At 55.7% G+C, this 237-nt stretch carries 1 protein-coding gene; it reads left to right on the top strand.

The annotated features are described in order from the left end of the window. Window positions 1–91: 91 nt before the first annotated feature. Window positions 92–237: LuxR C-terminal-related transcriptional regulator (locus SB724_RS21740; RefSeq protein WP_410573143.1), on the top strand; the 146-nt coding region annotated here is incomplete at its 3' end.

Genomic DNA, 237 nt, shown 5'->3' with positions numbered 1-237 from the left:
CAGCAAATCGGATGTCACTGGCCACATCATCACGGCTATCCATAGCAGCTATGCGGGCGGCTCATACTTGTCCCCGACCATCGAGAAGGTTGTGACGGGCAACGAAGCCGTGAACATCGGGCAGCTGCTGTCTCCACGCGAACTCGAAGTTGCGCGGCTATTTGCATCAGGTCTATCGATTACCGAGATCGCTAAGCGGCTGAATCGCAGCAAGCAAACTATCAGCACGCAGAAGGC

It is taken from the genome of Bacillus sp. SIMBA_031, assembly GCF_046535225.1.
Taxonomy (GTDB): Bacteria; Bacillota; Bacilli; order Bacillales; family Bacillaceae; genus Bacillus; species Bacillus velezensis.
This window is presented reverse-complemented; position numbering and strand designations above follow the sequence as displayed.